Raw genomic sequence first — 21,869 nt, 5'->3', positions numbered from 1 at the left:
GACAAGACAGTTTTTCCTTTATATGCATAATATCTTATGGTTTCTATTCAATAAATTCGAATTCAAACTTGAGCAGACGAACAAGATCGCCATCTTTTGCTCCGCGTTCGCGCAATGCATCATCAACACCCATATGACGAAGAGTTCTTGAGAAACGGCGAATGGATTCATCATGAGTGAAGTCGGTCATTTTCGTTAAGCGTTCAATTTCAGCTCCGCTGATAACAAACGTTCCACTATCATCACGGCTGATAACAAATGGCAGCTCTTTTTTCTCATGCTTATAAACCACACGAGTTGACTCTTTCTCTTCTTCATCGTAAAGAGGGAACTCAGGAGTCGTTTCAATTTTGTCAGCAATTGTAAGAAGTAAGTCACGAAGCCCTTGTCTTGTGACCGTTGAAATAGGGAAGATTTCTACATCGTCTTCCATTTTTTCTTTAAAGTTCTTAAGATTTTCTTCTGAATCAGGCATGTCCATTTTATTAGCCACAATAAGCTGCGGACGTTCAAGAAGACGCATGTTGTATTGTTTTAGTTCTTCGTTAATCTTTAAATAATCTTCATAAGGATCTCTGCCTTCAAGAGCAGACATATCAATCATATGAACAATGACTCTCGTACGTTCAATATGACGCAAGAATTGATGACCTAACCCAACTCCTTGGTGAGCTCCTTCAATCAATCCAGGCAGATCTGCCATAACAAAACTACGGTGATCTTCGGTTTCTACAACTCCTAGGTTAGGAGTAATTGTCGTAAAGTGATAATCAGCAATTTTAGGTTTAGCTGCAGAAACAACGGATAATAATGTTGATTTACCAACGCTTGGGAATCCAACTAATCCAACATCAGCTAACACTTTCAACTCAAGCACCACATCACGCTCTTGACCTGGTTCACCATTTTCAGCAATTTCAGGTGCTGGATTTACAGGTGTTGCAAATCGAGTATTCCCACGTCCCCCGCGGCCTCCTTTTGCAATAACTGCGCGTTGACCGTGCTCTGTTAAGTCCGCAATAACCTGCCCTGTCTGATCATCTAGTACCGTTGTACCAGGTGGAACTTTAACGACCATATCTGGCGAATTTTTACCGTGCTGGCTTTTAGAGCGTCCATGCTCCCCGCGCGGCGCCTTAAAATGTCTTTGATAGCGGAAATCCATTAATGTACGCAAGCCTTCTTCTACTTCAAAAACAACGCTTGCTCCTTTTCCCCCATCTCCACCAGCAGGGCCTCCGTCTGGTACATACTTTTCTCGGCGGTAAGCAACCATTCCATTACCACCGTCACCGCCTTTTACATAAACCTTAACCTTATCTACAAACATGTATTTTCACCTCAATTTATTGTGAACGTTGTTTGGAGAACACATTCATGTTCATTCCATTCGATCAGATCGACTTTAACATCCACTTCAAGCTCCAAACTCTTTAAAATTTGGTGCCATTCTTCTTTATTCATTTGTAATATTCCTTGATAGTCGAATGTCAGTTGACAGTTGTTGTGATTTCCCGACTCTTCTTCAGTATGTGTAAATAAAAATGTTATAAGAAGGTGGTTTTCAGAACTACTAGAACTTAATTCTGCCATTTGATTAATGATGGTTTGACAGGTTCTGTACAGCTTGTCTTCATTGGCTTTAAGGGATTGAATTTCACCGATTACATCAACATCAATCTTCATTTTAGTGCACTCCCAGTTGTATGTGAGCAAAAATGCCGCTACATCCGGTGTACCCATGACCGATAATTTACTTTCATTTAAAGATTGGGCAGTTACTTCCTCAATAATCTGTTCAATTCGATCATAGCGCTTTAAAGCTAAATTCCCCTTTATTAGTTGAATAACATTCAGCCAATCATGACGAGTATGACGTAGTGCATCTATTAATTCCCATTGTTTAGTCATCTTGGCTCTCCCCGTCTTCTATAATTATCGTTATCCATTAAGATAAAACGGTAAAATATATCAATTTGTATCAAATTGCTTAATCACTTCAAGTAGATTACAACGCTTAGTTTACCACAAAGTTATAGAATGATGGAAATTGAACTAAAAATCAACACATTTCTTTTACCACATTAGATTTATTTAGTTTTCAAAAAACGATTGACACTTCCCTAAACTCTACATATACTAAGAACAACTAAAACCTACTAAGTTGATATGATTTATAAAATATTAGCATTTTAGAAAGGAGCAACCAATGGCTGGTGTATCAATTAAGAGTGTCGGTAAAACATTCGATAACAAACAAGACAATACCGCTTACACGGTATTTGAAGAGATAGATTTAGAAGTAAAATCAGGTGAGTTTGTTTCATTGCTCGGGCCATCAGGCTGCGGAAAATCAACCTTATTAAATATTGTTGCTGGTCTTGATCAAGCATCAAAAGGAACTGTTTCAGTCGGAAATAAGCCTGTAGCAGGACCAGGAGCAGACCGCGGGGTCGTCTTCCAAGAAGCTGCATTAATGCCTTGGCTAAGCGTGATTGAGAATGTCACATTTGCCCTTAAAAAACAATACAGCAAACAAGAAGCTAGAGAGCGCGCTATTCAATATTTAAAGCTGGTTCATTTAAGTAAATTTATCGACTCCTACCCACATGAACTATCAGGAGGAATGAAGCAGCGTGTAGCCATAGCCAGAGCTCTTGCTATGGACCCAGATGTTCTTTTAATGGATGAACCATTCGGCGCATTAGATGAACAAACACGATCAATGCTTCATAAAGAAGTTCAATATATATGGGAACAAACAAGAAAAACCATTCTTTTTGTCACTCATAATATCCGTGAATCAATCTTATTATCTGACCGTATCGTATTGATGGGCACTCGCCCTGGTGGTATTATTAATGTTTTTGATGTGAATCTCCCACGTCCAAGAAAGCCGTCTTCAAAAGAGTTTGCAGAACTTGAAGAGAAAATCAACGATCAATTAGCTGGAGAAATCGAAAAAGTTATGAAGGAGGAAATGGGAGATGACTACAATAGTCAGAAGGCTACTCTTCTTTATCGCTCTCATCGCGATATGGGAGATCATATATAGAATTGACCTTTTTCAAACACGAATGTTCCCTTCTCCCCTCCTCTCATTCGTTGAGTTGTACAGAGGATTTTTTGAGACTGGGATTTTAACAGCAGCACTTACTACAAGTTTGGGACGGATTAGTTTGGGCTTCGCACTAGCCGTCATTATCGGATCTATACTCGGTATCATTCTTGCTACTTCAAAACTAGCAGACGAAACCCTCGGATCTCTCGTTGTAGCTTTGCAATCCGTTCCGAGTATCGTCTGGCTTCCATTAGCTCTTGTCATGTTTCAAGGCGGCTCCTTAGCAATTTTGTTTGTTATCATTTTAGGCGGCACATGGCCGATGACAATGAACATGCGGATGGGTATAAAAAATGTTCAACCACTACTCATTCGAGCTGCACGAACAATGGGATATAAGGGTCTTGAACTTGTTTGGAAAGTTCTTATCCCTGCTTCAATCCCTTCTGCTCTAACTGGTGTCAGACTTGCTTGGGCATTTGGCTGGCGGGCATTAATGGCAGCTGAACTACTTGGCAGAGGCGGTCTTGGACGTACACTTCTAGATGCACGTGACTTTTTCAATATGGAATTAGTTATAGCTATTATGATTATTATCGCTGTTATAGGCTTAATTGTAGAATATCTAATTTTCAATCCGATCGAGCGTAAAGTATTGCAAAGATGGGGTTACTCAAAATAAAAAAGAATATGGGGGAGAAAATGATGAAGAAATGGTTAAAAGCAAGTGGAATTGCTTTAACGATTGCTGCACTGACTGCTTGTGGAGCGGGCTCTACAACTGGAGATGGCCCTGCAGAAAATATCAACGTAGGATACTTTCCAAACTTGGATCACGCAGCTGCAATTGTAGGTAAGGAAAAAGGCTTTTTTGACGAAGAGCTAGGAGAGGTAACTGCAGATTATCAGCATTATCCTAATGGAAATGACTTTATTGAGGCACTAGAAACGGGAAATCTTGATATCGGGTATGTCGGACCCGGCCCTGCGATTAACTACTTCCTGACTGGCGGAGATATTGTAGTGTTAGGTGCTGCAGCAAATGGCGCAACCCTGATTGTTGCACGTGACGGCTCAGGTATCGAAACACTTGAAGATTTCGGCGGCAAGTCTTTCTGTACACCAGGTAATGGCTGCACACACAATGTTCAACTTGAAATGATGCTTAAAGAACTCGGTTTAGAATCGAACCGCGTAGGCGGAACAGTTGAGCATCAATCTCGTATTGCTCCTGCAAATATGGTTGCTATGTTTGAACAAGGTCAAATTGATGCAGCAGCAGCTCCAGAGCCATGGGGTACGTATTTAGTGGAAGAGCTAGGAGCTAACGTTATTACTGAATGGGATCAAGTTTTCTTAGGCGAAACGCTTCCTAGTGTTGTCATCGTTACATCTAAACAATTTTTAGAGCAGAACCCTGAAACTGTGGATGCATTCTTACGCGGTCATAAAACAGCTGTTGAATATACACAAGAAAATACAGAAGGTACATTAGAAACAATTAACGATTCACTCTTTAATTTAACCCAGCAGCGTCTTCCTGAAACGGTATTATCTGAAGCTTGGGAGCGCATGGTAGTTACAACTGAAACACATCCAGAAGCACTACAAGCTTGGGCAGATGCTTCATATGAATTAAAATTCATGGATAAAGAACCAGATCTTGATGGTTTTGTAGACACCTCCCGCCTTGATGCAATTTTAGCAGAATAAACAAAAAATACCTTCCCCTTAATGAAATGGGCGAAGGTATTTTTTATTATGTTGATGTATTAAAAGGAATGTTAGCTATTACTCTCCCTCCCTTACTTATTAAGCCTTACCTTATCTTTACCTTTCTTAAAGTATTAGATTATTAATCTATAAGAATAATTTCACGCCACTACTTGTCAACCCCCAACTACAAAAAGACAAACAAATTTCATAATTCCCGTTTACAAATTCCACTTTCCTGTATATAATTCCATATGTAAACAAATTTGAGTGAAAAGGAGGCTGAACAAAATGATGAACTTATTACCAGTTAGTTTAACGGATCGCTGCGATTTACCTACATCATGTTCACAACCTGCTGCCTCACTCAAAATGGCTAGTTCGTTTTAATTTACGTTCTATACATATTGAGCTAAAAGCTGCAGGTGTCATAGACCTGTGGCTTTTTTATCTTCATTCAGCCACAGGACTCACTACCTGTGGCTTTTTTGCGCTCATTTTCACACCCATTTTTTACCACAGGGGTCACCATAGCTTGCTATGTACTCATATAATAACCCTTTGAGAGAGGAGGTGGATAGTCATGACATTTTCCATATTATTTTTAACAGTCACCATTCAAAACAAGAAACTAGACGGGAAGCAATTAGAAAAAGTAGTACGGCAGCAGCAGCATGAAGAAAAGCATGAACAGCTCATTAACAAACTTTATATGTAAAAAACCACAAAATAAAAGGAGGTTATGAAGATGATGATTGAAGGCAGAAACGAAGGAAATGGCAGCACGTTTTTATCATGGTATGAGCAGGTGAAAGGCCTCACCTGAATAACAATTTAACTATATTCGGAGGCGGTTTAGTATGACACTATCATTTATCTTTTTTACAATCACTATAAAAAAACGCAATTATTCTGGTAAAGAGCTTGAGCGTTTAGTGGAACAGCAAAAATATGAAGATCAGATCCAACAACGTCTAGCACGTTTTCAACATTGGATGTAATAAATAGGAGGAGCCCTGCGGCTCCTCCTGTTTTAATACTTATATCGATTGCAAAATGCGCTCTGCAGCTCTTTCTCCTTGATCAATACAATCTGGCAAGCCAACACCATCTAACCCTGCTCCGGCTATATGAAGCCCTGGGAGGTGGCGCGCGATATCTTCTCTCATTTTAGCAACCTTATACGTATGGCCGACAGCATATTGCGGCATTGATTGCTTCCAGCGAGTTACTTCATAAAATAGCGGCTCACCTGTTATATCCATAATTTGTTTTAAGTCTTTCATGACAGCCGCTACAATTTCTTCATCCGTTTTATACACAATGTCTGAATCTCCGGCACGCCCAACATAGCTTCGGAGTAATGCATGCCCTTTAGGTGTGGAATGACGCCACTTTTTGTGTGTCCATGTACAAGCAGTAATATCAAAAGAACTCTTCTTAGATACCACAAATCCTGTACCTTCATACGGATTATCGACAGCAGACTTATGAAACCCTAATGCCACCGTTGCTACAGTGCTCGACTCTAATTCTTTAAAATACTTAAAATAATCATAAGCACCAAGCATTTTAGCTGTAACATGAGGAGGCGTAGTAATAATCACTTGATCATACTCTTTTATGGTGCCATCATCAAAAGACAACCTAAATACATCTGCATCTTTTTGAATGTTGTCAATCTGAACCCCGGTATGAACAGAGTTTTGATCAAGTCTTGCTGCAATGGCTTCAACAAATGATTCAAGCCCTCTTTCGAACGTTAAGAACATCCCTTTTTTCTTACCTGTTGAATCCTTCACTTGAGTCTGCTTGCCCCGTGTCGCTTGCAAGCCTTTGATCAGGCTGCCATGCTTTGATTCAAGCTGTTGAAAATGAGGGAACGTTGCTTTTAAGCTGAGTTTATCTAAATCTCCTGCATAAATGCCTGATAAGAGCGGTTCGATCAAATCATCAACCACTTGGTTTCCAAGTCTCGCTCTAAAGAAGTGACCAAGAGACACGTCTTCATCACGACCCACTACAGGCGGAATAAAGAAATCCCCGAGTGCCCGCAGTTTCCCTAACGGCGAAAATAATTTCGTCGTCGCAAATGGTTTAAGCTCTGTCGGGATCCCCATCACAGCACCGCTTGGCATTGGATAAAGCGTATCATCTTTTAAAATGTAAGCTTGACCCGTATCATTAGATAGCAGTTCTCCTTCTAGGCCCACTTCTTTAGCAAGACGTGACATGCTTTGCTTTCTTGCTAAAAAAGAATCGGGTCCTCTCTCAATGACAAATCCATCACGTACAATCGTTTGAATCTTTCCACCTAACCGATCGTTTTTTTCAAATAGATCATAATGAATATCCTCATGTGACTTAGCTTGCTCTAACTTAAACGCGGCTGCAAGACCTGTCATTCCACCGCCAATAATCGCTACTCGCTTCTTACTTTCCATAAGACGCTCACTCTTTCTCTTTAAGCTTATTAGAGACCACTGTTGCTAGGCAATCAAGGAATTCGTCTTTTGCATTAGGCATTTCCGGACGGAAATAATCAATACCAAGCTCATCGGTAACTACCTTACATTCGACATCATTATCATAAAGAACTTCAAGGTGGTCAGCAACGAATCCTACTGGGCAATAAACCATTGACGTGTATCCATGTTCATTGTACAAGTCACGAGTAAGATCTTGAACATCAGGGCCAATCCACGGATCAGGAGTATTCCCTTCACTTTGCCAGCCGATTGTATAATTTTTAATTCCAGCTTCTTTAGCAATTAAATCAGCTGTTTCTTGTAATTGCTCTGGATAAGGATCTCCCATTGCAATGATCCGCTCAGGCAAGCTGTGAGCAGAAAAGATCACACAGGCTTTTTCTTTATCCTCAATCTTCTCCATCGTTTGCTTTACTTGATCCGCCCAATATTGAATAAATTTCGGCTCGTCATACCAGCTTTCAATACTGTGAATCACAGGACCGCCGATTTTCTCTGCCTCTTCTTTCGCACGTCCGTTATAGGATTTTACGCTGAAGGTTGAGAAGTGAGGAGCAAGCACGATGCTTACTGCTTCCTCAATGCCATCCTCTTTCATTTGCTGTACAGCATCTTCTACAAATGGATCAATATGCTTCAGGCCAAGATAAGCTTTAAATTCATAATCTTCATATTGCTCGTTTAAATAACGTTCAAGACCGTAAGCTTGATCTTCAGTAATTTTAGCCAGAGGACTGATTCCGCCAATTGCCTCATAACGCTCAGTTAAATCAGTTAACGCCTCTTCAGACGGCTTACGGCCGCGGCGGATATGTGTATAATAAGGTTCAATTTCCTCTTTGCTTCTTGGTGTTCCATATGCCATGACAAGTAATCCATATTTCTTTTTAGACACTCGTTTTCACTCCTTAAAATGAATGTTATCTTGAATGTTTTGCTGAATATTCATGAACAAATGCTGTTAAGCGTCTTAATGTATCAGGATTAACCTCAGGAAATACACCGTGTCCTAGGTTAAAGATAAAGTTATCAGACTGCATACCTTGGTCAAGAATCGCTTTCGCACGCTCTTCAATTACATTCCAAGGAGCAAGAAGAATCGCTGGATCTAAATTTCCTTGAACCGTTTTTTGGATGCCGCGCTCACGAGCTTCATTAACAGATAAGCGCCAATCAAGTCCTACAACATCTAGCGGCAGGTCATTCCATTCATTTGCTAAGTGGCTTGCACCTACACCGAACATAATTAAAGGAACATTTTCTTTTCTTAGTTCTGTGAAAATACGGGTCATCACAGGTTTGACGAATGCACGGTAGTCAGCAACATTTAGAGCTCCCACCCATGAATCGAAAATCTGGATTGCTTGTGCACCCGCTGCAATTTGTGATTTCACATACGTGATTGTGACATCACCAAGCTTGTCCATTAACATATGCCAAGCCTCGGGCTCTGCATACATAAATGCTTTTGTCTTATTGTAATTCTTTGATGGACCGCCTTCGATCATATAGCTCGCAAGCGTAAACGGCGCCCCTCCAAAACTGATTAACGGCACGGTTAATTGCTCACGAAGAAGCTTAATCGTATCAAGTACATAAGGTACATCCTCTTCTGGATTAATCATGCCTAACTTTTCAACGTCGCCTTTTGAGCGAATCGGATTATCAATAACCGGACCAATGCCAGATTTAATTTCCACATCTACTCCGATTGCAGGAAGCGGAGTCATAATGTCTTTATATAAAATCGCCGCATCGTTGTTATATTGATCAACTGGGAGTTTAGTAACATAAGCACATAACTCTGGCTGATGAGTAATTTCAAAAAGAGAATATTTTTCTTTAATTTTACGGTACTCTGGCTGCGAGCGCCCTGCTTGTCTCATATACCATACAGGTACATGGTCGTGCGCCTCTCCTCTACAGGCTTTTAAAAACGTATCGTTAAATGTTGGTTGAGTCATCTTGCCACACCTTTCTCAAAGTTCACTATGTATTAGTTTAATCGAATCCGTACAAAAAATCATGTTTTCTACCTCTTTTACTATAATGACCATACAACGCAGTGTATAGCCATCCTTTGAAACTGTCATAAAATTGATGAATGTTTTTGTCTAAATGATGCTATTTGCTTGCCTGTTTCAAGCATTTTCATGAAAAAAGAATGGCCTAAAGATCAGCCATTCTTTTTTAGCGTTCTAATTCACATTAAAATCCAAACCCAAAATTAAATTCAGCTTCCGCTCTGTTCGATGGATCTCCTTCTTGATTCGTCACAGAATCTACGGGAGTGACCTCATATTGTTTAGTTGAAAAAGGATTAAAGCGGCTGACAATGTATTCGCTGTTTCCTCTCACTGTCGCAAGCCTCTCACGCTCTCCTTTATAAATCTCATAGACATGATAATACACGCGTTCATCATCAGAGCCTGTCCAATCAAGTTCTACACTCATCAGACCGCCGCCGCCCATTTGCAGTTTAGCCGATAAATCCTCTACTTGGGCTAACCTTACTGGCGGCAGAAGCTCTTCTGCTTGATCTGGCTTTTTAAAGGCAACATTTTTCAACGGATCGTCCAAATCATTTATAATATCCTTCATCATAACTGTTGGATAGGAACTGCCGCCTAGTAAGTATTGATCTGTCGTAGTGGTGTCATATCCCATCCACACCGAGCCAACTACAGTAGGAGTGTATCCGACAAACCAGGCATCCATCGTTCCTCCTTCTACCCCAGGGAAAGTGGTTGTACCTGTTTTCCCTGCTAAAGGTGTTTCCACATTCCCGCTTCTAGCTGTACCCTCTTTTACGACAGATTCCAGCATCCTCGTCATGTACCAAGCAGTTTGAGGTGAGATGACTTCCGTTTCCGTTTGATTTGCCCGCCCGACAAGTTCTCCATTACGATCATAGATTTCCGAGATGAAATAAGGGTCGACTACCTTTCCATTCCCTGCAAATACTCGGTACGCTTTAGCCATCTCAAGCGGGGTAACCCCCTCTTCTAAGCCGCCAAGTGCAATCGATAAGCCTTTATCAGGGATATCTAACCCTAAATGTTCTAGAAAACGAGTAGACTCTTTAACACCAAGCTCATTTAATAACCAAACGGCTGGCGCATTCGTAGAGTTCGTAATCGCATCATACATTGTTATTTGCCCGCTGTATTCCCCATTTAGGTTGCGCGGAGAATAATCACCGTATGTGAGCGGTTCATCACGAAGCATTGAGTATGGTCCATAATCTCCCTCTTCAAGTGCTGGTGCAAATACAGCTAGTGGCTTAAACGCTGATCCAGGCTGGCGCTTTGATTCTACTCGGTTTAATCCGCGGCGTACATATTCCCTGCCGCCCTGTGCCGCAAGAACACCGCCTGTCTCTACATCCATAAATACGGCTGCTGCTTCTGCTCCTTCATTTCCATCAGGAAAATAATCATCATTTTGCAGGCGTTCAAACGCAGATTGCTGCAGCTTCTGATTCATTGGTACAACAATTTTGTAGCCGCCAGATAACACCTCTTGGCTCGATAATTGATATTTACGCTCAGCCTCCTCTAACACCATATCAATATAGGTTAGAAAAGCCTCATTTTCTGTAATCTTATTATGGTCTACTGCAATGGTACGTCCTTTATAACGAACAGATTCCTCTGCTGTGATATAGCCCCTTTGCTCCATGACTGATAACACGACATCACGTCGTTGTTTACTGCGCTCTGGGTTTGAGATCGGTGAGTAGCTGTTCGGTGCTTTTGGAAGCCCTGCTAAAAGAGCCCCTTCATCAACCGTCAATTCACTAACAGGCTTATTAAAATACAATTTAGATGCCGCTTGGACTCCATATGCACCATGTCCAAAGTAGATACGATTTAAATACATCTCAAGAATTTCATCTTTGCTGTATTTCCGCTCAAGGTTCATGGCAATCATGACTTCTTTTGTTTTTCTCAGCCATGTTTTTTCATTTGATAAAAAGACATTTTTCGCAAGCTGCTGAGTGATTGTACTTCCACCTTCAACTTTAGCACCTGCTAAAATATCTCTATATACTGCTCTTCCTATCGCGCGAAAATCAATTCCTTGATGTTCATAAAATCTTGCATCCTCAATCGCTACGAAAGCTTGTTCAACATGGTCTGGTATATCATCAATTGATACAATTTCTCTATTTTCAATATATAATTTCGTTAAGAGTTCGCCTTCTTCATCGACGAGAGAGGTTGTTGCACTCATTACCAGCTTCTCATTATCAACAGCGAAGTTACCCGCTAAGAGAATAACAAGATATCCTACGAGTCCTATCAATACAGTTGAGAGAACAACAATTATGGCAAATGATATTCGTTTAAGCAGCATACCATCCCTCCTTTTTTACTAGTATATCCCAATTTATAACAGCCACTCTAATCCAAGTCTTCTATTATAACTGAGATTGCCTTTATTTTAATCGTAATCATCTCTTTTGCCAATATTCGAGTGAATGCGATATACTTTCTACGCAGAAACCTAGCTGAATGTTTCAAAACCTATTTTATATGAATAAGTCAAATATGATTCTTAGGAGGGAAATGCGTGTGAGAAAAGTGGTTATATCAAAAGTGCCATTCAACGATGCTGCATCGATTCAACTTACATCCGCACAACAAAACGTATATTACATTGAAGATACACGAGAGGATTCAGGATCTGGTGAAGTATATTCTCTTTTAAATGAAACAGGAAGCATACCTGCTGCGGGATTTGTTGTGTTAAATAATATCCCTGTTACAGCAGAAGGGCGCGGAATGTTTGAAGAAAGATTCCAAAATCGTGCTGGTTTAGTCGAGAAAGAGCCTGGCTTTAAAGCGATACGAATTTTGAGACCAGAAACATCTGACACCTACATTGTGATGACGGTTTGGGAAAGTAAGGATTACTTCAAGAAATGGCAGGAATCGAATGCCTATAACCACGCTCATAAAAAACGCGGGACAAAAGAAGGGCTTGGCTCCTCGATTTTCCCACGGCCTTCATATGTGACAGAATATACGATTTAAACAAAAACGACTCGAGTACACGCTCGTGTCGTTTTTGTTTACTTTACAAGGGCATGCCTATGAGCATAAATGGCAATCTGAGTACGGTCTTCAAGAGCTAATTTATGAAGAATATTACTGACATGTGTTTTGACCGTCTTGATTCCTATAAATAAACTCTCAGCTATTTCTTGATTTGACTGCCCCACACCTATCAGCTTTAACACTTCTAATTCACGAGGGGTTAATTGTTCATGCAACGCTTTTTCTTTTTGCGACCTCATATGGTTCATCATCTTGTTCGTTACTTTTGCTGCTAGTACAGGTTCCCCATCCGCCGCTTGACGGATCGCTTGAGCAATCTCTTTGGCCGACGATGTTTTGAGTAAATAGCTAAACGCACCTGCTTCAATTACTGGATAGACTTTCTCATCATCAATAAAACTTGTTAAAACAATCACTTTACAGAGCGGCCTATCCTTCATGATGGTTCGTGTGGCTTCAATACCATCCATTTTCTCCATCACAAGATCCATCACAATGACATCTGGCTCGAGCCGTTTGGTCATCTCTACTCCTTCTAGTCCATTACTAGCTTGACCTATCACTTCAATATCAGGCTGTGTTTGAAGAAAAGCAGACATCCCCATACGGACCATTTCGTGATCATCCACTAAGAGTACTTTCACCAGGTTGTTCCCCATTTCGCTCCCCCTTGTGTTCATCTTTCTCCTTACCTTTCCATGCAATAGGAATTTTCACTTCCAGCTGTGTTCCTTGTAGTGGTACGGAAACAATATTCAATACTCCTCCGATATCATTCATCCGTTCTTTCATCGTTTGAAGTCCGTATGATTCATGCGAAATATCATCTACTTTAAATCCTACTCCATTGTCGATGATTTTCATGATAATCTCTTGAGGCATTTCTTTTAACAAGAACTCAACTGCATTAGCTTCCGAATGTCTTAAAATATTTGAGATCGCTTCTTGAATCAAACGATACATTTGATCCTCTATCCCTTGTGGCAGGTCTGAATCAATATCAACGAGGAAACTTACTTCTACATCATGCTTTTTTTCTAATTCTAAAAACAGCTGCCCCGCTCCCTCTTCTAAGCTTTTCCCTTCTAGGTGAGCAGGACGTAAATGGAGCAATAGTGCACGCATCTCAGCTTGAGCGGTGTTCGCCATCTTTTCTACCATTTCTAACTGTTCTTCCTGTTTTTCATCACTCGACCTTAACGCAGCAGTCATCATGGAGATCGCAAATAACTGCTGGCTCACAGCATCATGAAGCTCCCTTGCTAAACGCTGTCTCTCTTCTGTGACAGCAGCCTTCTTGACGGTATCCTGCATCTTAACTCTTTCTGTAGAAAGCCTTTGAAGTGAAGCGATTTGCTCTTCAATTTGAGCAGCCATCCGGTTCATCCGGACTGCAAGCTCAGTCAGCTCATCGGCTCCTTGTTCTGTGAGTCGATGAGAAAAAGTACCTCTCTCATAACGCATGGCTCCATGCACGACTTCATCAATTCTCCTTTTTAAAGGCAGAGCTTGAATGACGCCTGCTATGATGCCAACAAGTAAAAACGTCGCTATCAGCCAGACAAAAAGAGGAATTTCAATTAATCGGAGATCAATTAATAAAAGAAGTCCTCTCGGTTCTTGATACGTTAACAAAAAAGCTGCAAAGATGGTCATTAAAAGAGCTAAGAACACATTATGACGGATAAACTGCCAGAGAAGGCGGGCAAGTCTCATTTTCATATCCTTCTCACCGTCACTTCCCCAAGTGCCATTGATATGACCAGCTTCACTCTTCTTTTTGACTGCTTGTATTGAGAAGGTGCCAGACTCACTTGCTGATTAATACCTGAATGTTTCTCATGAAAAACAGTTAATTCTCCTGCAAGAGAAGAGGCTTGAACGGCTACTGTTAAATCATCCGGGACATACACATTGACCTCTCCAATAAATGCTTGAATAACAATAATGGTCTCACCTTCTGAAATCATTGCTTTTGACAGATCTATTTTTACGCTTCCAAGGGCAGACCATATCGTTAAATCTCGCAATTCAAACTGTTGGTTCATGTAATGGATATCTCCAACAAAGTTTTTTCTTACAATCGGCTCATAGGCTGCCTGTTGAGCTTTGGATGAAGTTGAAGTAGAACCACTAGGAGAAACAGATTGATCTAGGTCTCCCTCCGAAATGAAGGGTTCTTGCTCACTTTTAGACGTATTTTCCTTCACAGGTGTTTGCTTAGGGGCCTCTTCTTGTGTCATCTTAAGCCTTCGTTCGCGTTCGGCATGAGATTTTTTTGTCTTCTTCTGGCTTTTCACTAATTTAAGTCCGTAATAAAAACAAATAACAGCTAAAATAAGTCCAATAAAATTAATAGAAAATAATTGATCCAAAAGAATACTGCCGCTGATGATAAAGAAAATAGCCGCAATCAGCTTGCGTTTGTTTTGATAAAAATAATAACCAAGGAAGAAGAAGATGAGCGGGGCAATTAATCCGCCTGTTGCAAAGCTAAGCACACCCATCAGAAACCAAATTCCAAGGATCACCACAATAACTCCAATTAACCCATGCTTACTCATCCACACTCCCCCTTTCCTCTACGTTCACTACCACTATTTATTTAATAATTTGGTATCACCCGATACAGTGACAGCCGTAACAACATATTCTCCGCTTCCAGCTGTTCCTTTTAAACTTCTCGATTGAAATTGCTGCTCTGTTAATTGCTCATCGATCGTAAATCCACCTGATGTTGTCTTTAAATCTACCTGGGCATTTAAATTTCTTACCCACATCGTAATATCACCGGATACCGTTTTCAGATGAGCATCTTTATGATCGTGTGTATATGTTACCAAAATATCTCCTGAAACGGTATTAGCATCTAGTTCTCCACTGAAACTTTCTACCTCAATATCTCCAGACGTACTCTTTATGACTAGTTTCTCACTTTCAATAGAATCTGCTTGGAGATCGCCTGAGGTGGAATGGATTGAGACCTCATCAGCGGTTATGAGGCTAGAATGAACATCCCCTGAAATGGTTTTTAAAAATACCTCTTCACTTTCAAGCGGGGTATTTATAGTTATGTCTCCTGATACAGATTTCGCCTCAAATGAGGAAATATTGACTTCAGGAATATATATAATCATTTCTGTACTTCTTCGTGGGGATAAAAACGGAATAGAGATGCTGTTTCTTTCTTCCATTCTTATTGTAAGTCGATTTCCACGTTCTTCTACACGTAATGTTTGGTTTCGTCTTTTATCGATCACATCAACACTCATATTTTCATTGGATGACGGTTCTACTCTAATATCAACAGAGGTGCTTTCAATGAATAATTCCGTGTTTCCTTCTAAAGGTTGATCGACATTTTCCACTTTTTCTCCTCCATTATTAAGACCTGATAAATTAAAAACCGATAAGGAACCAAAAGTTGATAAAAAGAGAACAGTTCCGATGATAATCAAGGCGACCCCAGCAATTTTTTTCATATAATCCTCCCCTGCACTCAGCTTTCATCACACTTACACTCGATACTTATAAACTCACCTACAAAGTATATAGAAAATATTTCCTATAGCCAATATTCACTTTTAAAATTGAACATTTTGTTTAACAAAAAGCAAGGGGAATCCCTTGCTTAATGAGATGCTTGTTCATTCAGTTTTTCTTTTAACCGACGCACTTCATCTTCTACTTCCATTTCATTATTTGCCTCAAATAAATCACTTCTAGATGATGATATCACCCTATCTTCCCTTATCATCAGCTGCTCATCAAATCGCTCAAATTCGTCATCAAGATCTATTAACGATTGCTTTTGAGCTGGTTTTACATGTTTATGTGTTTTTGCTGACTGCATTCTTAAGGCTAGTTCAACTTTCTTTTCACGTAATTGTTTATATTGATCTTGGAGCTTTTCAATTTCTACTTCATAATAATGCTTCACTTCCATGCTTTTATGAGTCAGTTCACCATATCGAACCACCTGATTGGCTAGGTGCTTTTTATCAAGTAATAATTTTTTAGCAAGCTGATCCTCACCAGACTTTAACGCATCTACAGCTTGTTCCTCCCTTTTCAGCATTAATCTTTCTGTCATGTCTTTATCACGCTTAAGCATATCTTGAATCTGCCTTTGCTTTTGAATCGTACGTTCAGCTTTTTTTATCGATTCTTTCACATCTCTGATATGCTGTTTCACCATCATTTCTGGATCTTCAATACGATCTAATCCATCATGTATCGTTGCTTTAATATATCGCTCAATTCTTTTCAATGCTGACATCGTAATTCCTCCTTGTATTTAACACTTGCTATTTAACACTTGATTTATTATTTTTTTATTAATCGATTAAACTCTGCATCTAAAGTGTCATAATCAGATCCATAGTTATCTTCATCTTCTTCGTCTTCCTGCTCTGTTTTTTGGACAACTAACTTATAGCCAAAGTAAACAAGCAAGAGGCCAATCGCTAAACTGACGACACCGCCCATTCCTCCAAATAAAATGACGGCACCTAGAGCTAGTAAGACAATACTTGATGGAGACCATCCTGTTTCCTGCCATTTGGTATAACCAAGGTACATCAGCCAAACTCCTAATACTAAGCTGATTAAGCCTCCTAAATGAATCCCAAACATACTAAGGAGAATGCTTACACCAATGAATAATAGGATCGCTCCTCCTAACGCTTTTGCTGCTCTTCTCATTTTCACCCCTCCTTGCCTTTCGTTACTTCTATTGTAGGAAACAGCATCGAAATTGACCCCTTGCCTGAGCACGGTTTTCTCTCCGCCTCTAGACCGATCTTTCTCTCGGACCTTTGTCACTTCTTTGTCACTTCAGTGAACAAATTGTTTTTCAAATGAAATAAATTAGAGTTATGGTATATACTTTGTACGAACAAGCTTAAGGATTTTTTCTTTCATAAGTGAAATGATAGAATAGTTTTACTTGCTTTTGCATGGACTAGTAGTAGATGGAGGTGACGTTATTGGGTGAAGTAACGATATGGCTTGCGTTTCTTGCGGGGATTGTATCCTTTTTATCTCCTTGTGTATTTCCACTAATGCCGGCTTATTTAGCACAATTAACTGGAACACAAGTGACAGGAAATGAAGTGGCCGCTGACAGAAAGATTATTTTAATGAGAAGTCTGGGCTTTGTAATGGGATTTACAAGCATTTTTCTTTTACTTGGGCTTTCCACATCACTCATCGGGCAGGCTTTCTGGGATTATAGACCACTTATAGAGCAGATTGGCGGAATCATTATTACGATTTTCGGTTTACAAATGATGGGCGTCATTTCTATACGGATGCTGTTATCTGATAAACGAATAAAAGCAAAACCACGTAAGTCAAGCAGCTTTGCAGGATCTGTACTGCTTGGATTTCTATTTGGGTCGGGATGGTCGCCGTGTATCGGTTTAGTTCTTTCATCCATTTTATTTTTAGCAAGTCAGGCAGATACAATGTGGAATGGGATGTTCTTACTCTTGATGTACTCATTTGGCTTAGGCATTCCTTTTGTCGCAGTAGCACTTCTATGGTCTCGCTCCCTTGATAAAATGCGCCGCCTGAACAAGTGGCTCCCTACGATTCAAAAAGTGAGCGGAGGAATTATGGTAGCATTGGGTATTCTTTTATTTACAGGACAGTTCAGTATTATTTCTGCTTACCTGCAGCGTATTGCTACAAACTTACCTTTTAATTTGTAATGAAAGAATTCTTCACAAAAAAACGGAGGGATCAATTTATAGATCCTCTCCGTTTTTTTCTTGTTCAAATAATCGAATTCTGTAACTATTCATTGCCGTCTCACCAAGCAGATCAAGAAAATGATAGTTAGCTGCTGCCCCAACGATAGCACCAAATCCTGGTATCATCTGCAGCATTTTCGGTAAGTCAATAAAGTCACGATAGTTTAATTGAAACTCTTTCCAATCAACATGCTCCATATACTCTCTTTTACTAGGCAGATAATTGTACTCCTCTTCCCACTCTTCAATCCGCTTCAGAGCTTCAATACGCTTATCTCCGCTTGAGAAGGCAAGCTGGAAAAGTCGCAAGACAAAAAGTCTCTCCCTGTAATCTCTTACATCATAGCCATATGTCTGAGCTACATCAAAGAGAAATTTCATTTTTATTCCGAGCAATAGAGGGAAGTCAGCTAAACCAAGCAGAATGCCACCAGCACCAGTACCTGCGCCCTCAGCAGCAGCTGTTCGTTTATATGATTTGATCAGTTGTCTTACTTTTTCTTCACGTTCTTCTAGACTTAAATCATACAAGGGTTCTTTATTGGCAGTATGCTCTGTTCCAGTTAACGTAGCTTGAACCATATTTCTAATACCTGTCGTTACCACCGTATGAACCCTCTCAGGTATCATTGTATTCATTTTCACTTGAAGCTTTTTTGTGTAACGGCCTGCCATTGAAGGACGTTTTAACAGCTTCCTTTTCCAGCGCGTGACTTCTTCTTTGGCATTTTCCTTATACATTAGCACACTCCTTTTATATCCAGTCATTTCTACTAATAAATGAGAAAAATGAGTTTACCATGCCTGCTTTTTGCGCTTATGAATCCATGTGGTGCTTCCGAGATAGCTAAACAATATTCCTATTGCAAGGCCAATTGCTGTAATTAAATAAGTAGAGCTGACCAATAAAACTCCTGTTAAGACAGCAGTCATAACGAGCAGCAGCCTGAAGCTGATCGTCGTAAGTGCTTCTTTTCTGTCTCCCTGTTCAATCGGATATAGGTCTACCCACATATTCGTATCATAATGAAACCATAACGTAGACAGCTGCATCATTACCATATGCATAAATAAAAGAAAAACAGCAATCTCCATCCATCCGTTTGGCAGTATGGCTAATAAGAAGCTTGCAACGACGATAAGCCTTACATACACTCCTAAGTAGTCATTTGCACGGATAAATGTTCGCGCAAATAAATAATGATACACGCTTTTTTTATTCGCCGATAAGAATCCGAGCATTCCGTTTAAATACGAGCGGCTTCTCACTTGTTCCTTTAATTGCGGCACATCCGTAAATGCATTAGCAATACGATAGAAGAACATCAGCATTTTCTGCTCTACGGAAATTAAATGTTCCCATTTAATTGAAAGCTTCACAGCTAGTTTTTGATAATAGAACACGTACAACAGTGCCATGATTCCAACTACAGCTATTAAATAGATAAAATCAGCACCTGAAAATAACAGGTAAGTAAATACTCCATTCACCATAAGTCGTAATAGGAAGTGTGATCCTCTCTCCTGACCGCTAGCAAAACGCTGCTCCTGCCAAGTGCTCGCTACATTCCAACCTTTTGCGATAAGCAGCATTAGTAGTACAAACCAGAAGCTTCCTGATTCATTTGAAATTCTTAATGCAAAAAGTGGTGCCAAGACAATAAAGATAACGAGCATCACAAAAGATTGCAGAATGTATGAATAGATCTGAGAAGCTCTGAAATATCGATCGAGTTTTGACTCATAAGGCAGTAAAAACACTACATCTGCCTGCTTCACAAATGTCCTGATACGGCCTCTGGTTAAAACAATCGCAAATATGACTGTAAAAACCCATAAAGAAGGGAATGCTTCCGGTAATTCTTCTAATGCCTGACTATAATAGAAGCTTCCAATTAGGATGAGAAAGTAAACCGTAAATAAAAAACCGCTGTTTCCAATTAAGCGTAGATAACGTATCGCTTCATTCCAGTAAGAGCTGATCCGCTCACGCCAAAGAGTCATCCCATCCCTCATAGGACCGCGTCCTTTGTCATCTCAATATAAATATCATCTAATGTGGCTTCAGGCATCTTTAGCTGACTTCTCATTTCATCAAGTGTACCAGTTAGCACCACTTTTCCATGATGAAGAATGACAAAGCGATCACAGTAACGTTCTGCCGTCGCTAGAATATGGGTAGACATTAAGATAGCTGAACCGCGTTTTCGCATATCAGAAATGAAATTGAGAAAAGACTGAATACCAATCGGGTCAAGACCAACAATCGGTTCATCGACGATATACACAGGCGGCTCCACTAAAAATGCACTCATAATCATGACTTTTTGGCGCATCCCTTTAGAAAAATGACTTGGAAACCATTTTTTCATTTTTGTCATTTTAAATTCTTTAAGCAAGGCTTCTGCACGCTCTTCAAATACTGCTTGATCAAGATTGTAAGCAAGCGCCGTTAATTCAAGATGCTCCCACAATGTTAATTCGTCATATAGAATAGGAGTTTCAGGTATGTACGCATATGAACGACGGTATTCATTGGCATCTTCGTGAAATGTCTTTCCTTCAATAGTGACACGGCCTTCATGAGGCTCAAGCAGTCCTAATATATGTTTAATGGTCGTACTTTTCCCTGCTCCATTTAAGCCGATTAACCCAACAATCTCTTCTTGATTAACAGAGAAATTTACATCATGCAGCACTGGCTTTTTAGGGTGATATCCCCCAGTAAGATGTTCTATTTTTAAACGTTGATTCATCGTTTGTTTGCCGCCTCCCTGGTTTAATTCTGATTATTCTATTCATTTATATAAAATTCTTAGATGCTTATATCCTTTTGATTGTACCAAATGAATGACTACCTTCTCCACTCGCACCCTAAAAACCTCTATAAAACAAGTAAGAAGTAACCGGTTTCGGCTACTTCTTATTCTACCTTATGCATTTGGCTGTGGAGTATCCGTAGGTTCAGCATACCCCTCTTTATAATGCTCATCAATAAGATCACGAATGTCTTTTACAGGCATGCCATTATCGTACAATTCCATCGAAGCATGTGCTATTTCAAGGCAAACACCACATTTAGCCCCGTGATCATCCCAGACAATAGAGCCGTCTTCACCACGCTCATTAATAAAGCAATCAAACGTGCTGCGATGTCCTACAGATTCCCCGCATCCACAATAGCAAGGCATATGTTCAAGCAGCTCTTGATAGTGAGGCGTACGCTCGTAAATCTGTGCAATCGAATCTGGATGATTTTCTAAAAATGTTGGCAAAACACTCGCCGATGCTGTTTCTTCATGAATATCACCCATCATCATCGAATGATCAGCATGCTCATCCACCGCATTGTCATTTGAACAACCAGCGGCTGGAAAAGCAAGTAATATAACTACAAGGAAAAGACCTATTTTCTTCATATCCATTCTCCTTTCACAAGGTAACCACCCGTATTATAGCACGCCCCAACCAAAGAAAATGTGAATAAAAAAAGAAAAGCGAAATGATTCGATTAGGTAAGAGGAGGCTGGAGGTTCGACAATTAGAAGCCTCCTTTTGCTTCGTTTGGCGAAGTGAAGGCACCGAGTACCTGAATCATGCAGCTAGACAAAGAAAAGCGGAGGCGACTGGGCTGGCATGCGGTAAAATGAGGGGAAGCGATGAGAAGCGCTTTTTGCTTCGTTCGATTCACCGTTTTTACCCGCAGGAAAATGCCCCGCAGCTAGACAAAGAAAAGAGAAGGCGACTGAGATGGCATAAAAAAACCAGCCCCCACCTCAGTGAGAGC

Annotated in this window: 23 protein-coding genes; 7 read left to right on the top strand and 16 right to left on the bottom strand. The window is 40.2% G+C overall.

Annotated features, from left to right (window positions below):
• Nucleotides 1-43 precede the first annotated feature (43 nt).
• Together obgE and PQ478_RS03990 are read right to left on the bottom strand one after the other, a co-directional pair.
• Complete coding sequence (gene obgE / locus PQ478_RS03995; RefSeq protein WP_012957744.1) at nt 44-1,330, bottom strand: GTPase ObgE; 1,287 nt, start codon at nt 1,328-1,330, stop codon at nt 44-46.
• An 11-nt stretch (nt 1,331-1,341) separates the two neighbouring features.
• A complete protein-coding gene (locus PQ478_RS03990; protein ID WP_289235897.1) occupies nt 1,342-1,911 on the bottom strand; it encodes a sporulation initiation phosphotransferase B in 570 nt (189 codons plus the stop codon).
• A 298-nt stretch (nt 1,912-2,209) separates the two neighbouring features.
• On the opposite strand from PQ478_RS03990, the gene PQ478_RS03985 reads away from it, so the two are divergent.
• The 5 genes from PQ478_RS03985 to PQ478_RS03965 all read left to right on the top strand — a co-directional run bounded on the left by PQ478_RS03985 (nt 2,210) and on the right by PQ478_RS03965 (nt 5,775).
• Complete coding sequence (locus PQ478_RS03985) at nt 2,210-3,055, top strand: ABC transporter ATP-binding protein (RefSeq protein WP_075683128.1); 846 nt, start codon at nt 2,210-2,212, stop codon at nt 3,053-3,055.
• Nucleotides 2,988-3,743, top strand: a complete 756-nt coding sequence (locus tag PQ478_RS03980) for an ABC transporter permease (RefSeq protein ID WP_012957741.1) — start codon at nt 2,988-2,990, stop codon at nt 3,741-3,743. Before PQ478_RS03985 ends, PQ478_RS03980 begins: the two co-directional genes overlap by 68 nt.
• A gap of 20 nt (nt 3,744-3,763) precedes the next feature.
• Nucleotides 3,764-4,774: an aliphatic sulfonate ABC transporter substrate-binding protein gene (locus PQ478_RS03975; protein ID WP_235806151.1), complete on the top strand. Its 1,011-nt coding sequence runs from the start codon at nt 3,764-3,766 to the stop codon at nt 4,772-4,774.
• Between the two features lie 583 nt (nt 4,775-5,357).
• Nucleotides 5,358-5,492 carry a YrzI family small protein gene (locus PQ478_RS03970; protein ID WP_289235896.1) on the top strand — a complete coding sequence of 45 codons (135 nt, stop codon included), beginning with the start codon at nt 5,358-5,360 and terminating at the stop codon, nt 5,490-5,492.
• 142 nt (nt 5,493-5,634) lie between these two features.
• Complete coding sequence (locus PQ478_RS03965) at nt 5,635-5,775, top strand: YrzI family small protein (protein WP_012957738.1); 141 nt, start codon at nt 5,635-5,637, stop codon at nt 5,773-5,775.
• 39 nt (nt 5,776-5,814) lie between these two features.
• Here PQ478_RS03965 and hemY read toward each other — a convergent pair whose 3' ends face one another.
• The 4 genes from hemY to PQ478_RS03945 form a co-directional block, all read right to left on the bottom strand.
• Nucleotides 5,815-7,218 carry a protoporphyrinogen oxidase gene (gene hemY, locus PQ478_RS03960; protein ID WP_289235895.1) on the bottom strand — a complete coding sequence of 468 codons (1,404 nt, stop codon included), beginning with the start codon at nt 7,216-7,218 and terminating at the stop codon, nt 5,815-5,817.
• 7 nt (nt 7,219-7,225) lie between these two features.
• Nucleotides 7,226-8,158 (bottom strand): ferrochelatase, encoded by a 933-nt coding sequence (hemH, locus tag PQ478_RS03955; protein WP_289235894.1) that lies wholly within the window; start codon nt 8,156-8,158, stop codon nt 7,226-7,228.
• Between the two features lie 25 nt (nt 8,159-8,183).
• The gene (hemE, locus tag PQ478_RS03950) at nt 8,184-9,227 is read right to left on the bottom strand and encodes a uroporphyrinogen decarboxylase (protein WP_289235893.1); all 1,044 of its coding nucleotides are present in this window, start codon (nt 9,225-9,227) and stop codon (nt 8,184-8,186) included.
• Between the two features lie 244 nt (nt 9,228-9,471).
• Nucleotides 9,472-11,622 (bottom strand): transglycosylase domain-containing protein, encoded by a 2,151-nt coding sequence (locus PQ478_RS03945; RefSeq protein ID WP_289235892.1) that lies wholly within the window; start codon nt 11,620-11,622, stop codon nt 9,472-9,474.
• 218 nt (nt 11,623-11,840) lie between these two features.
• On the opposite strand from PQ478_RS03945, the gene PQ478_RS03940 reads away from it, so the two are divergent.
• Nucleotides 11,841-12,302, top strand: a complete 462-nt coding sequence (locus tag PQ478_RS03940; protein ID WP_289235891.1) for an antibiotic biosynthesis monooxygenase family protein — start codon at nt 11,841-11,843, stop codon at nt 12,300-12,302.
• Nucleotides 12,303-12,340: 38 nt separating this feature from the next.
• Here PQ478_RS03940 and PQ478_RS03935 read toward each other — a convergent pair whose 3' ends face one another.
• From PQ478_RS03935 to PQ478_RS03910, 6 genes are all read right to left on the bottom strand, one after another.
• Nucleotides 12,341-12,973, bottom strand: a complete 633-nt coding sequence (locus tag PQ478_RS03935; protein WP_075683221.1) for a response regulator transcription factor — start codon at nt 12,971-12,973, stop codon at nt 12,341-12,343.
• Complete coding sequence (locus PQ478_RS03930) at nt 12,948-14,048, bottom strand: HAMP domain-containing sensor histidine kinase (RefSeq protein WP_289235890.1); 1,101 nt, start codon at nt 14,046-14,048, stop codon at nt 12,948-12,950. The genes PQ478_RS03935 and PQ478_RS03930 overlap by 26 nt, the downstream gene beginning before the upstream one ends.
• Nucleotides 14,045-14,890, bottom strand: a complete 846-nt coding sequence (gene liaF, locus PQ478_RS03925) for a cell wall-active antibiotics response protein LiaF (RefSeq protein ID WP_289235889.1) — start codon at nt 14,888-14,890, stop codon at nt 14,045-14,047. The genes PQ478_RS03930 and liaF overlap by 4 nt, the downstream gene beginning before the upstream one ends.
• Before the next feature lie 33 nt (nt 14,891-14,923).
• Entirely contained in the window at nt 14,924-15,808 is an 885-nt protein-coding gene (locus PQ478_RS03920) for a DUF4097 domain-containing protein (RefSeq protein WP_289235888.1), read from the bottom strand.
• 149 nt (nt 15,809-15,957) lie between these two features.
• Nucleotides 15,958-16,605, bottom strand: a complete 648-nt coding sequence (locus tag PQ478_RS03915) for a PspA/IM30 family protein (RefSeq protein WP_289235887.1) — start codon at nt 16,603-16,605, stop codon at nt 15,958-15,960.
• A 47-nt stretch (nt 16,606-16,652) separates the two neighbouring features.
• Nucleotides 16,653-17,030, bottom strand: coding sequence for a LiaF transmembrane domain-containing protein (locus tag PQ478_RS03910; RefSeq protein ID WP_289235886.1), 378 nt, complete (start codon nt 17,028-17,030; stop codon nt 16,653-16,655).
• Nucleotides 17,031-17,314: 284 nt separating this feature from the next.
• Between PQ478_RS03910 and PQ478_RS03905 the strand changes: the two genes are divergently transcribed.
• Nucleotides 17,315-18,040 carry a cytochrome c biogenesis CcdA family protein gene (locus PQ478_RS03905; protein WP_022626481.1) on the top strand — a complete coding sequence of 242 codons (726 nt, stop codon included), beginning with the start codon at nt 17,315-17,317 and terminating at the stop codon, nt 18,038-18,040.
• A gap of 36 nt (nt 18,041-18,076) precedes the next feature.
• On the opposite strand, the gene PQ478_RS03900 is transcribed toward PQ478_RS03905, so the two are convergent.
• The 4 genes from PQ478_RS03900 to PQ478_RS03885 form a co-directional block, all read right to left on the bottom strand.
• A complete protein-coding gene (locus PQ478_RS03900; protein WP_075683138.1) occupies nt 18,077-18,823 on the bottom strand; it encodes an EcsC family protein in 747 nt (248 codons plus the stop codon).
• Nucleotides 18,824-18,877: 54 nt separating this feature from the next.
• Nucleotides 18,878-20,086: an ABC transporter permease gene (locus PQ478_RS03895; RefSeq protein WP_289235885.1), complete on the bottom strand. Its 1,209-nt coding sequence runs from the start codon at nt 20,084-20,086 to the stop codon at nt 18,878-18,880.
• 8 nt (nt 20,087-20,094) lie between these two features.
• Nucleotides 20,095-20,838, bottom strand: a complete 744-nt coding sequence (locus tag PQ478_RS03890) for an ABC transporter ATP-binding protein (protein ID WP_012957723.1) — start codon at nt 20,836-20,838, stop codon at nt 20,095-20,097.
• A gap of 177 nt (nt 20,839-21,015) precedes the next feature.
• Nucleotides 21,016-21,501, bottom strand: coding sequence for a PCYCGC domain-containing protein (locus PQ478_RS03885; protein ID WP_289235884.1), 486 nt, complete (start codon nt 21,499-21,501; stop codon nt 21,016-21,018).
• Between the last annotated feature and the right edge of the window lie 368 nt (nt 21,502-21,869).

The sequence above is a fragment of the Alkalihalophilus pseudofirmus genome, assembly GCF_029094545.1.
In the GTDB taxonomy this organism is placed as follows: domain Bacteria; phylum Bacillota; class Bacilli; order Bacillales; family Bacillaceae_D; genus Alkalihalophilus; species Alkalihalophilus pseudofirmus.
The sequence above is the reverse complement of the archived record's forward strand: the minus strand, read 5'-3'. Positions and strand labels throughout refer to the sequence as shown.